The 12,032-nt window shown below is 70.8% G+C and carries 9 protein-coding genes; 2 read left to right on the forward strand and 7 right to left on the reverse strand.

What is annotated here, in order from left to right; all coding sequences use genetic code 11:
- Positions 1 to 2: 2 nt before the first annotated feature.
- Both OG617_RS26885 and OG617_RS26890 read left to right on the forward strand, forming a co-directional pair.
- Positions 3 to 1,871 carry an ABC transporter ATP-binding protein gene (locus OG617_RS26885; RefSeq protein ID WP_405095730.1) on the forward strand — a complete coding sequence of 623 codons (1,869 nt, stop codon included), beginning with the start codon at positions 3 to 5 and terminating at the stop codon, positions 1,869 to 1,871.
- Positions 1,868 to 3,727, forward strand: coding sequence for an ABC transporter ATP-binding protein (locus tag OG617_RS26890; RefSeq protein WP_405095731.1), 1,860 nt, complete (start codon positions 1,868 to 1,870; stop codon positions 3,725 to 3,727). Before OG617_RS26885 ends, OG617_RS26890 begins: the two co-directional genes overlap by 4 nt.
- A gap of 82 nt (positions 3,728 to 3,809) precedes the next feature.
- On the opposite strand, the gene OG617_RS26895 is transcribed toward OG617_RS26890, so the two are convergent.
- The 7 genes from OG617_RS26895 to OG617_RS26925 form a co-directional block, all read right to left on the reverse strand.
- Positions 3,810 to 5,003 (reverse strand): glycosyltransferase, encoded by a 1,194-nt coding sequence (locus tag OG617_RS26895; RefSeq protein WP_405095732.1) that lies wholly within the window; start codon positions 5,001 to 5,003, stop codon positions 3,810 to 3,812.
- Positions 5,004 to 5,034: 31 nt separating this feature from the next.
- A complete protein-coding gene (locus OG617_RS26900) occupies positions 5,035 to 6,195 on the reverse strand; it encodes a hypothetical protein (RefSeq protein WP_405095733.1) in 1,161 nt (386 codons plus the stop codon).
- Positions 6,196 to 6,342: 147 nt separating this feature from the next.
- Positions 6,343 to 8,325, reverse strand: coding sequence for a B12-binding domain-containing radical SAM protein (locus tag OG617_RS26905; RefSeq protein WP_405095734.1), 1,983 nt, complete (start codon positions 8,323 to 8,325; stop codon positions 6,343 to 6,345).
- Positions 8,326 to 9,031: 706 nt separating this feature from the next.
- A complete protein-coding gene (locus OG617_RS26910; protein WP_405095735.1) occupies positions 9,032 to 10,714 on the reverse strand; it encodes a long-chain-fatty-acid--CoA ligase in 1,683 nt (560 codons plus the stop codon).
- A 145-nt stretch (positions 10,715 to 10,859) separates the two neighbouring features.
- Positions 10,860 to 11,039, reverse strand: coding sequence for a hypothetical protein (locus OG617_RS26915; RefSeq protein WP_405095736.1), 180 nt, complete (start codon positions 11,037 to 11,039; stop codon positions 10,860 to 10,862).
- Between the two features lie 99 nt (positions 11,040 to 11,138).
- Positions 11,139 to 11,852 (reverse strand): spermidine synthase, encoded by a 714-nt coding sequence (locus OG617_RS26920; RefSeq protein WP_405095737.1) that lies wholly within the window; start codon positions 11,850 to 11,852, stop codon positions 11,139 to 11,141.
- A gap of 9 nt (positions 11,853 to 11,861) precedes the next feature.
- Positions 11,862 to 11,999: a hypothetical protein gene (locus OG617_RS26925; RefSeq protein WP_405095738.1), complete on the reverse strand. Its 138-nt coding sequence runs from the start codon at positions 11,997 to 11,999 to the stop codon at positions 11,862 to 11,864.
- Positions 12,000 to 12,032: the final 33 nt, after the last annotated feature.

Below are 12,032 nucleotides of genomic sequence, written 5' to 3' on the forward strand. Positions count from 1 at the left end.
CGGTGGCACCTCTGGTGCTCGCCATCAGGGATCGGTCCACCCGCTGGCTCCAGATGCTCCGCCTGTTGCCACACGCGGGGCGCGGCCTGGCCCTCGGCGCCCTCGCGCTGAACGTCACGCTCGGCCTGCTGCCGTCGGTGTTCATCGTCTCCACCAGCATGCTGCTCTCTCGCGTGCCGGCCCTCGCCGCGCAGCCCGTGGGGCTCTCGTGGGACGGCATCGTGGTCGTCTTCGCGGTGGCACTGGGCGCGTTCACCCTGCAACAGCTGCTGACGCCGTTCCAGTCCGCGGTCACCGAGGTCATCGCGCGTCGGGTCGACGAGGTGTGTATCGGGCGGCTGCTCGACGCGGCGCTGGACGACGCGCCGATCGCCCTGCTGGAGGACCCCGAGGCGCTGGACCTGCTCGCCGACGCGCGGGCGGCGTTCGAGCGGCAGGCGTACACCCCCGGCGACGCCGTCGGCGCGATCCCCGCGCTGGTGTCCCGCTACTGCCAGCTGACAGCTGCCGTGGTCCTCGTCGGCGTGGTGTTGAGTCCACTCGCGGGGTTGATCATGATGGTCACCGCGCTGGTCATCCGGGTGGGGGTTCGCGGCACGCTCGGGCGGTTCGCGGCGGTGTCGGAGTCCCTGGCCGGGCATCGGCGCAGGGCCGGATACATCGGTGGCCTGGCGACCGGGGCGACCGCCGCCAAGGAGATCCGCGTGTTCGGGCTGCTGAGCTGGCTGCGCGAGCGGCTGCGCTCCGACACCATGGCCAACCTCCGACCGATGTGGGCCGGTAGCCGACGCCTGCAGTTCTGGCCGTTCGTCGGGTTCTCCGCGGTCGGGTTCGTCGGTGGAGCGGTCGCCATCACGATGCTGGCCGTGGCCGCCGGCCGGGGGCAGGTCGACCTCTTTGAGCTCGCCGTCGCCCTACAGGGGATCCTGATCCCCATGCGCTTCGGCGTCTACTTCCCGGAATGCGACGTGCAGACGCAGTTCGGACTGCACTCGTTCCACGCCCTGGAGCGCTTCGAACAACGGGCGGGCGCCGGCTGGCCGGCCGGCGCGCGGGCGACGACGATGCCGGTGCGGCCGAGCCGGGAGATCCGTTTCGACAACGTGAGCTTCCGGTACTCCCCGGGCGGTCCCAACATTCTCGACGGCCTGGACCTCACGCTCCCGGTCGGCCGTTCCACCGCCATCGTCGGCCTGAACGGCGCCGGCAAGACCACACTGGTGAAGCTGCTCGCCCGCCTCTACGAGCCGACGAGCGGACGGATCACCGTGGACGGGGCCGAGCTGGCCCACTTCGACCCGGACGAGTGGCGCCGCCAACTCGCGATGATCTTCCAGGACTACGTCCGCTACGAGCTGACGGTGGCGGAGAACATCGGCCTCGGTGCGCCGAGGCTGCTCGCGGACGACGAGGCGATCACGGCCGCGGCCGAACAGGCCGGCGCCCTGGACGCGCTGCGGGGGGTGCCGGATCCGCTCCGGACGCCGCTGTCCTCGCGCTATCCCGGCGGCACGGACCTGTCGGGCGGCCAGTGGCAGCGGATCGCCCTCGCCCGGGCGCTGCTCGCCGTCCACGGCGGTGCCTCGGTGCTGGTGCTCGACGAGCCGACCGCGCAGCTGGACGTCCGGGCGGAGGTGGAGTTCCACGACCGGTTCCTGGCCACGGCGAGAGGGATCACGAGCGTGCTGATCTCCCACCGCTTCTCCACGGTCCGCCACGCGGATCAGATCGTGGTGATCGAGCACGGCCGGGTCGTCGAACGCGGCAGCCACGACGAACTGATTCGGCACGACGGCCGGTACGCCGAGCTGTTCGAGTTGCAGGCGAGGAGATTCCGGACGGACGCGGTCGAACCGACGGCGGTGGGATGAGAAAGATCGCCCTCGCGGCCGGTTTCCTCTTGCGCCTCGGCTACCGAACCGACCGCCGCAGACTGTTCACCGCGATCGTCCTGATGACCGTTGGCTATCTCGCGACGCCGTTGATCGGTGTTGTCCTCGCCGCCTTCACCAACGCCGCGATCGGCCGGGACGGCACGGTGGCCGTGCTGCTGGCCCTGGCCGCAGCACTGTTGCTGGTCTTCGAGCTGACCATGATGCACTTCGCGCACCTGTCCTACTTCGAACTGGGAGACCTGGAGCAACTCGCCCTCACCGACGAGGTCGCCTCGATCGTCAACGGCAGCGCCGGCATCGACCACTTCGACAACCCGAGGTTCGTCGAGGCCCTGACCCTGGTGACCGAGAACCTGATCCGGGTGCGGAACGCCCTCGAGTCGACGCTGCAGCTGGGCGGGGTCGTGCTGCAGATCGGCCTCACCGCCGTACTGCTGGTCAGCGTCGACCCGTGGCTCGTCATGCTGCCGCTCGCCGCCCTGCCGCCGGTGCTGCTCAGCAACCGAGCGCAGCGGATGATCGACGACGCCCAGGTGGCCGCCGCCGTCGACATCCAGGTGTCCCGGCACCTGGTGAAGGTGGCTACGACCGGAAGCTCCGCGAAGGAGATCCGGCTCGCCGGCGCCCGGGATGCGGTGATCTCGCGGCAGCGAGCGGCCTGGGCGGCGACGACCGGCCTGCTGTGGAGGGCGCACTGGGGCAGCGCCCTACTGCGCGCCGGCGGGCAGGTGCTGTTCGCGGCGGCGTACGGGACGGCGATCTTCCTCGTCGTCCGCAGCGCGGTGCGCGGCGAGGCGAACATCGGGCAGGTCGTCCTGGTGCTCACCCTCGCAGTCCAGGTCAGCGTGCAGGTGGCCGGTCTGCTGGGGATGCTCGGGACGTTGCAGCAGATGGGTCGTACCGTCGAGCGCATCGACGTGTTGCGGCAGTTGACGGCCGGTCCGGGGCGGGCCCCCGCGATCGGCCCGGTCCGTCCTCCCGCCGCGTCGCCGCCGACGTCGGATCCGACGCGGGAGCCGGCCGGCCAGAAGGCGGTGTCGCGGACGCCCGCCCGGCTGCGTCGGGGGATCCGGCTGGAACACGTCTCCTTCGCCTACCCGGGCGCGGACGAGCCTGTGATCCGGGACGTCTCGATGGAGATCCCGGCCGGCAGCACGTTGGCGCTGGTGGGTGAGAACGGCGCGGGCAAGAGCACCCTGGTGAGGATGATCTGTGGCCTCTGCCAGCCGACCTCGGGCCGCATCACCGTCGACGGGATCGACCTGCGCGAGTTGACCCCCGAGCACTGGCGTTCCCGGGTCGCCACGCTGTTCCAGGACTTCGCGCGCTTCGAGCTGCTGCTTCGGGAGAACGTCGGGCTGGGCCGGCCGGCGGCGGTCGACGCCGACCAGGAGATCATGGCGGCGCTCGACCGGGCCGGTGCGCGGGGCATCGTGCGGAGGGTTCCCGGTGGCCTGGACGGTCTGCTCGGGCACAGCTACGGGGACGGAATGGAGTTGTCCGGCGGGCAGTGGCAGACGTTGGGGCTCGCCCGCACCCTGATGCGACGCGACCCGCTGCTCGTGGCCCTCGACGAGCCGGCGGCGGCCCTGGACGCCCTGGCGGAACACGCGCTGTTCGAACGACTCGTGAACACCGCCGCGGACGTTCGCGGCGAGCGCGGAGTGATCACCCTCTTCGTGTCACACCGGTTCTCCACCGTCCGGGCGGCGGATCAGATCGCCGTCCTCCGTGGCGGACGGCTGTGGGAGATGGGCGGCCACGACGCGCTGATGAGCGCGAACGGCCTCTACGCCGACCTGTTCACCGTCCAGGCGAACGCCTACCGGTGACGGTGGCCGCGCGTCGGCGGCCGGGTCGCCCCGGCCGCCGACGGTGGGGCGGCGTCGGATCGACGGCCACCCGGCCGACGCCCTACCTCGTGCCGGCGAATCTCCCGTCCACCGGGTACCGGACCTCGGTGCGGGACGACGCCGCCATGAACTCGCAGTAGGCGAGGTGATAGGCGAGGCCGGCGAAGTGCGGAACCGTCTCGTTGAAGAGATACGTGAAGTGGTCGATCTCGACGCGCCCGCGCCAGTCCTGCAGGAGGAGACCGGCGTTGCGTTGAGCAACCCCGCGCAGAATCTCGGCCGCGGCCTCGTACTCCTCCCTGGCCTGGCGGATCAGCCCGCGGTTGATCTCGGCGTGCAACAGGTCGGGTTCCAGCGCGAGCGCCCCCGTGAAGGCAGCCTCGGCCTCCTCCAGCTCGTTGAGCATGAGGTGCATGACGCCGACCATGTTGAGGAAGATGGAGTCCTCCGGGGCCAGCTTGGCCGCGGTCTGGAACGCCGCGAGGGCGTCGTGCGGACGATCTGCCGCACGGAGCACGTGCCCGTGGTAGGCCCACACCCGCGCTGCCGACGGGTCCGACTCGACGGCCTTGGAACTCCACTCGACCGCCTGCTCGAAGTTGCCGAGGGCGCGGTGCAGGAAGCCCGCGTAGGCGGGCCACAGGCCGAGGTCGGGGTAGTCGGCGATCTGCTTCTCGGTCAGGTCGAGGTAGCGCCGCAGCTTGGCGGTGCGGTCCGCGACCGGCCGGACGTTGCCGGGATGGTTGAGGACCAGACCCGAGGACGCGATGACGCCCCCCATGTCCTGCACCGCCTCCTCCACCGACTCACCGACGAGCCGCCGGTACCGGATGTCCGGGTGGCTGCGGAAGAGCCGTACCGGACGGTCGACCCAGATCGCGCCCACGGCCGTGAGGTTGAAGCGAAGGACGGTGTAGGCGAGGTGGTCGTCCGGCGCCTGCTCGATCTGGGCGGCGACCCGTGGCCACTCGGTGGCGGGAAACTCCTCGTCCACGTCGAGGAACAACACCCAGGGCGTCTTCACCTGCTCCAGGGCCAGGTTCCGCGCGGCCGAGTAGCCGCCGTCCATCGTCGTCTGGATGAACGTGTCCGTGTGGGAACGCGCGATGTCCTGGGAACCGTCGGTCGAGCCCGTGTCGACGATGACGACATCGCCGCAGACGGGGCTGGCCTCCGCGAGGCACCTCGGGAGGAACGCGGCTTCATCCTTGACGATGAGGCACAGCGTCAGCTCCGGAATCTTGATCCTGTTCACCATTTCTCCATATCTCGGATCGGGGCCCCGGCTAACCGCGCCGCATCGCCCGCCGAACCGTCGTCGCCCAGGCCCGCTCGGCCGTCAGGGCGTCCCCGTAGGTCTGCGCGAGTTCGTCATCGAGCTTTCCGCTGCCGGCGAGCGCCCGCTCCACGAGCGCGCGCCACCGGCCCGCTGCGGCTGCCGCCGCGAGCTGGCAGGCCGCCGCGTCGGCGGGGCTCGCCCCGGCCCGGTACAGGACCAGCCTCGCCGCGGCGCCCAGGATGTGTTGGCTGTCCACGTAGCCGAACTGACGCCACGCCGACTCCGGCGCGACCCCGGCCAGGAACTCGGCCTTGGCCCGCACCGGCTCCTCGCCGGCGAGAACCGCGTCGGCCACGTCCGCGAGCTCGCTCGCGGCGTCGCGGATCACTGCGGCGGCAGTGGTCGGCGTCGGCCCGGCCGAGACGGTCAGGACTTGCCCGACCAGGTAGGGAACGCCGTGGGCCGCCCAGGCCACGTGCGCGCGGGCGAGATGTTCGCTCGGCACGTAGGCCGTCGTGCAGACGTCCCCGAGGACCTGCCGGAGGGTGACCGTCGGTTCGAACGGCACCGCGAACCGCAACGGGGTCTCCCAGGGATCGAGCGGCGCCTGCCCGCCCGTCGAGTCGACGTGGAACAGCCTGGCGTTCGTCAGCGATTCGAGATGCAGCCCGTCCAACACGGTGAACATCTCGCGCTGCTTGCGGTAGCCGGTCACCACCGTGACGTGCCCAGAGTGATGGCCGTCGTAGTAGGCGCGGCACGACGGCAGCTCACCCATGTCCATGGGGAGCAGCGGGACGTGGTCGTCGCGCAGGAGCCCGAAGAGGGTCTCCACCACGTTCTCGCCCCCGGAGCTGAACGTGTCGAGACGCAGTCCCAGGTGGGTGCGGAAGATGCGGTCCTGCACCGCGTCCACCTCGGCGCCCAGCCCGGTGTCCCAGCCTGTCGCGCTGTCGGCGCCCCGCCAGCGATCACCGACGTCATAGCGGTCCCACCGGTGGTTGTAGTGGACCCAGAGCTGGAAATGGACGTAGAAGGCGTCGTGCCGCTCCCGGCCCCACCGGGACGCGGCGAGCGCCCGGGGCACCCAGAAGCAGTGCAGCCCGTCGCGGTCGTACATGAGTGGCACGTGGGAGTGGGTGAAGCCGTCCAGGTCGATGTCATCCATGTGTTCCCCCACGCCCGTGGTCGTGCCGCATCGGCTCATCCGATGTCCGATGTCCGATGTCCGGATCCAGTGCCGACGGTCATGCGTTCTCGCTCCGGGTCAGCGGGCGGCGTCGGGACCGTCGTGCGCCGACGCCGCCCGCCCCGATCAGGCCGGCAGGGACTCCTCGCAGAGTTCGAGGTGCCGCCGCCGGTTCGCGTTGGTGCTGGCGAAGCTGCGCAGGTAGATTCGTCGAATGTCGTCGCCGCCCCGTGCGTCCCAGAGCCGCTCGTGGTGCTGGTAGCCCTCGATCCGCAGGGAGAACCTCGCCGGTTCGGCGAGGGCGAAGTCGGCGAGCGGCTGCCTGAAGTTGGAGTTCTTCCATCCGACCAGGTCGTAGCCGGACTCCAGGACCACCGTCTCGGGCACGGGCTCGTGCAGCGGGATGAACGACTGGATCTGCAACTGGGTGATCACGTCCAGCTGCTCCAGGAACGAGTCTGACGGCGCCTCCCCGGTCAGCTCGCGGTGGAGCCGGAGGCCGCTCTGCGCGAACTCGTGGACGACCTGGGCGAACCGGCCCTCGGTGAACAGGTCGCTGAAGACCGCGTACTGGTAACGCATCGCCCCGAACTGGTTGTCGGTGACCTGCTCCGGTTGACGCTCGGCCAGCTCCCGGATGAGCTCGGCGACTTCCTCGCGGGTGTCGCGCATCATCGCCCGGTGGCCGGTGAGGAACCGGCCGGCGAACTCGGCCAGGGTGGGGCACTGCTCGGGGTCCGCCAGCATGGAGCGGATCACGGAGGTCGCCCGGACACCGTTGGTCTCGAAGAAGAAGACCAACTCCCGCAGCCAGCCGTAGAACAGCGCGAAGTTGAAGAAGAAGATGAACTTGAAGAACCTGAGGTACTCCTGCTCCGGAATCGTCGAGGTCGCGACCACGAGTTCGTCCATCTCGAAGGTCTGCACGGAGTCGTACTCGGAGTATCCGTTCTCAGACAGGGCGAAGCGGGTCTTCAGGCCGAACTTCTCGCGGTACTCCGCGAAGGCCATCTCGGCCTGGTCGAGGATGTTGAGCGCGTAGATGACGACGTTGTCGAAGCGATAGTCGAGAACCTTGTCGAGGGAGTTCGTGAAGGACTCGATCGTCTCCCCGGGTAGCCCGAAGATCAGCTCGGTGGAGAGCACCAGGCTGTGCTCCCGGGCGAAGGCGGCGGCCTCCTCGATCGCGGTGTCCTTGACGTTGACCCGCTTGATGTTCTTCAGGACCTGCTTGTCCAGCGACTGGAAGCTGATGTTGAGCGGGATGAGGTCCCGCATGAGCAGGGTCACCTGCTTGACGTTCTTGGTCAGGTGCTTGTCGGTGTAGACCTGCACCACGGAGGGGTAGGAGAACGTGTCCTTCACCTTCCGGATGTGCTCGGCGATCTCGACGTCGCGGGGGAGGATCCCGAAGTTCTCGTCGGCGATGCGCAGCAGGGGATTCGACGTTCGTGCCTGGATGTAGTCGATCTCCTCCTTGACGCGCTCCACGCTGAACGCCCGCAGCTTGGACCACCAGTCGTGACCCGCCACGCAGAACGTGCACCGGTACGGGCAGCCGCGTGAGGTCTGGAGCAACGGGATGTACTCGGGATTCGCCAGGAAGTCGTCGCACAGGCCGGTCAGATACGGCGACGGGATCTCCTCCAGGACGCCTACCCGGTCCAGCGGGTCACCCTGGAGGACCAGCCCCTCTTCCGTGAGCGAGTAGCAACCGTCCACCACCGTCCCCTTGACGTCGCTGGGGTCAGCCAGGCCCAGGCACGTCTCGACGAGGTTGGCGAGCGGGTGCTCGCCCTCGCGGGAGATGTAGAAGTCAGCGGCCCGGTTTCTCCGCAGGCCGGCCTGCGCGATGGGCTTCTCGGTGGGGATGTTCGGCCCGGCCACCGCGACGACGACCTTGGGGTGTCGCTGCTTCACGACACCGATCACCGCGTTGGTCAGTGCGGTGTTCCACGAGTAGTTGCCGAGCGCGAAGACGTCGGGCACCTGCTCGTTCAGCGCCTCGTTGATCTGCTGCGTCGTGGCGAGTTGCCGAATCTGGATCGCGTTGCCGAACCGCGCCTTCAGATAGGAGTGCACGTAGGTCATCCCGAGCGGAACCGTCACGCGCAGGTTCTTTCCGGTCGTGCTGTGGAGGTGCGCCAGGAATACGACGAGCGGCCGGCCGATCGTGGCCGCCTGGGTGCCGCGCCCGAGAGTGCGAGCATTGAGGCTCTCGACAGGAATGAAGGTTTGTCCAGGCTGCTCGATGACCATGTTTGTCTGCCCTCTCGGCATGGTTGACCGCGACTCGTCTGCCAGCTCGGTGGAGTGCCCGAGACGGTCGCTCGGCTAGGGGGATGAAGGACCAGATCGAATCACCGTGGTCGATGCGGGTGTCTACAGTGACCGGCCGGACGAGGTCACGCCGCTCCGGTATGGAGCACGCGACGATCGGCGTGCCGCGTCAGGTGTGCCGACATCAGAAGGGGAGCACAACATCGCACCCGCCACGCGGGTCGATTCCTCGTAGGACTCGCCAGAGGCCGCCGCGCCGAGGCCGGCTGTGTTCGGGCCGGTGGCGGGCTCGGGAGGAGGGTGAACAGGGGAAACCTTCAAGCCGCTTCCTTCCCGCGAACGCCGGTCGGCCCGGTGATCTTGCCGAGGTCGGTTCGACGGTACGCGATCAAACGGCCCGGCACGACCCGTCACGGGCTTCGATTTCCCGAAGGGGGCGCATCCATGACGGTGCGAGACGTAGACGTCGCGAACGGTGTAGCTGGGGCGGGTCGGGCCGTTGCGAACGCGCCCGGCGGCTTCGCCGGCCGTGCCGTCAGTGCCCGGCGAGCAGCCGGTCGCGGACCTCCCGGCGCAGGACCTTGCCGATCTGCGAGCGGGGCAGGTCGTCGACCATCACCACCCGGCGGGGGACCTTGTAGCCGGCCAGGTGCTCCCGGCAGCCGGCCCGCAGCGCGGCCTCGTCGGTGTGGGCGTCGGGGAGCAGGACCACGGCTGCCACGACCTCCTCGCCGCCGCGCTCGCCGGGCAGGCCCACCGCGGCGGCGTCGCGTACGCCGGGCAGCCGGCGCAGCGCGTCCTCCACCTCGGACGGGTAGACGTTGAAGCCGCCGGTGATGATCAGTTCCTTGATCCGGTCGACCACCGTGACGAAGCCTTCCGCATCCATCGTCACGATGTCGCCGGTGCGCAGCCAGCCGCCGGGCAGCAGCACCTTCGCGGTCTCCTCGGGGCGTCGCCAGTAGCCGGCGAAGACCTGCGGGCCGCGGACCAGCAGCTCGCCGGGCTCGCCGGGGGCCCGTTCCCGGGACGGGTCGTCGGGGTCGACGACGCGCACGTCGGTGGAGGGGAAGGGCACCCCCACGGTGCCGGGCCGGCGGGCGGGGGAGACCGGATTGCCCAGGGTGATCGGCGAGGACTCGGTCATGCCGTACCCCTCGACCAGCAGGCCGCCGGTCACCGACTCCCACAGCTGCACGGTGGCCGGCGGCAGGGCCATCGCGCCGGAGAGGGCGTACCGGACGGAGGTGAGGTCGACGCCGCGCTCCCGGGCGGCGGTGGCCAGCCGCTCGTAGATCGGCGGGACGGCGGGCAGGAACGTCGGCGGGTGGCGGCGGGCCGCGTCGAGGACCTGGTCGAGGTCGAAGCGGGGGAAGAGCACCAGCGTCGCCCCGATGCTCACCGAGAAGGTCAGGCAGAGCGTGAGCCCGTACGCGTGGAACAGCGGCAGCACCGCGTACACCGTCTCCGCGCCGTCGCGCAGGCCCGGCACCCACGCGCGGCCCTGCGCGGCGTTGGCCCGCAGGTTGCGGTGGGTCAGGACCGCGCCCTTCGGGGTGCCGGTGGTGCCGCCGGTGTATTGCAGCAGCGCGGTGTCGTCCGGGCCGGGCGCGGGATGGTCGGCCGGCAGCGGCCCGGCGGCGGCGAGGAGGTCCGCCCAGCGCGTCGCGCCCGGGGCCGGGCTGGTCATCGCCGCCCGGGTCGCGCGGGCGCTGGGCAGCGGCAGGCGCAGCGCCCACCGCTTGAGCCGGGGCAGCGCGCCGGTGAGGTCCACCGCCACCACGGTCTCCACCGCGCCCCGGCCACGCACCAGCGGGGCGACCTTGTCCCAGACCACCGCGACCCGGGCACCGTGGTCGGTGAGCTGCTGGTCCAGCTCCTGGGCGGTGTAGAGCGGGTTGTGCTCGACCACCACCGCGCCCAGCCGCAGCGTCGCGTAGAAGGCGACCACGTGCTGGGGGCAGTTCGGCAGCACCAGCGCCACCCGGTCGCCCCGGGCGACGCCGAGCCGGCGCAGCGCCTCCGCCGCGCGGGCCACCTGGTCGGCCAGATCCGCGTACGTGGTGGTGGCGCCGTAGAAGTCCAGCGCGACCCGGGGGCCGAACCGCCGGGCGGCGTCCCGGAGCAGGTCGACCAGCGAGCCCGAGGGCTCGGCGATGGTGGCGGGCACGCCGGGGGCGTAGTTGCGCAGCCAGGGCCGGTCGGCGGTGGGTTCCACTCGGCTCTCCTCGGGCGTCGGGCGGCCGTCGGGGACGTCGTCGACCGGCCGCCAGCTTAACCCTACGGCTCGGTAACCTACGGTTGCGTAGGTCACTCGCCGCCGGTGCCGGCCGGCCGGCCCGGTCAGCGTCGATCGGCCCCGGTCAGCGCCGGCCGGACGACCGGTGGCGTGCCACCTGGCGGCCCTTCACGAACGCGAGCACGATGACCACGACCAGCGCGATCAGCCCGATGATCACCAGCCATCGGACCGCTTCGAGGAGCAGCCCGAGCAGGATCAGCGCGCCGCCGACGACGCCGACGACCCAGAGCATGGCTCGCATGTCCACCTCCCGTGACCGAGGGACCGCCCGTCCTGGACGGCCTTTCCCAGTCCCGCCGCCGCCATGCCTGCCCAGGCGGGCGGGCGGGCCGCGAGTCGGCTACCGGCGGGCGACGTAGACGGTGTTGGCGGACTCCCGGCCCTGCAACGGGTTGGGAAAGCGGACGACGTGGGCCAGCGAGGTCGGGAACACCCCGGTGAGCACCTGCTGGAAGTCGGTGTCCGGCGGGTCGTTGGACCACAGCGCGAACACCCCGTCGGGGTGCAGCAGGTCGGCGAGGCGGCGCAGGCCGTCGGCCGTGTAGAACGGGGCGTGGCTGGGGTGCAGCACGTGCCGGGGGGAGTGGTCCACGTCCAGCAGGATGGCGTGGAACCGCCGGCCGGCGTCGTCCGGGTCGAAGCCCGCCCCGTCGGCCACCGCCGCGAAGAAGTCCGCCCGGACGAACCGGGTGCGCGGGTCGTCGGCCAGCCCCGACGCGAAAGGCAGCAGGCCCCGCCGGTGCCAGTCGATGACGTCCTCGATCGCCTCCACCACCACCAGGGAGCGGACCCGGGGGTCCTCCAGGGTGGTGCGGGCCGTGTAGCCGAGGCCCAGGCCGCCGACCACGACGTCGAGGGCCGTGTCGGCCAGCGGCGCCAGCCCCAGCCGGGCCAGCTCGATCTCCGCCACCGGGAAGAGGCTGGACATCAGGAACTCGTCGTCCAGCTTGACCTCGTACACCTCGCGGTCCAGCGCGGGGTCGTGCCGCCGGCGCAGGCTGATCTCGCCGATCGGGGTCTCCCGCCAGGCCAGTTCCTCGAATCGCACGCCCACGCGGTTTCCTCACTTCGGCCGGGTCCGAGCGGATGCTACCGCCCGCGCGGGCCCGGCCGCCGCAGCAACCCCCATCCGGTACGCCCGCATCGCGGCGAGCGCGGTGGCGGTGCCCACGACCAGCCGGTGCAGGGCGTCGCGGCGCATCCTCCGATCCGTCCCGGGTAACCCCTCCCGGAG

Origin of the sequence: Micromonospora sp. NBC_01412 (assembly GCF_045040215.1) — a bacterium.
Classification (GTDB): Bacteria; Actinomycetota; Actinomycetes; order Mycobacteriales; family Micromonosporaceae; genus Micromonospora; species Micromonospora rubida.

Coding starts and splice junctions, on each gene's coding strand:
- OG617_RS26890 (WP_405095731.1), top strand. CDS start 1,868: ATGAGAAAGATCGCCCTCGCGGCCGGTTTCCTCTTGCGCCTCGGCTAC.
- OG617_RS26900 (WP_405095733.1), bottom strand. CDS start 6,195: ATGGATGACATCGACCTGGACGGCTTCACCCACTCCCACGTGCCACTC.
- OG617_RS26915 (WP_405095736.1), bottom strand. CDS start 11,039: ATGCGAGCCATGCTCTGGGTCGTCGGCGTCGTCGGCGGCGCGCTGATC.
- OG617_RS26925 (WP_405095738.1), bottom strand. CDS start 11,999: ATGCGCCGCGACGCCCTGCACCGGCTGGTCGTGGGCACCGCCACCGCG.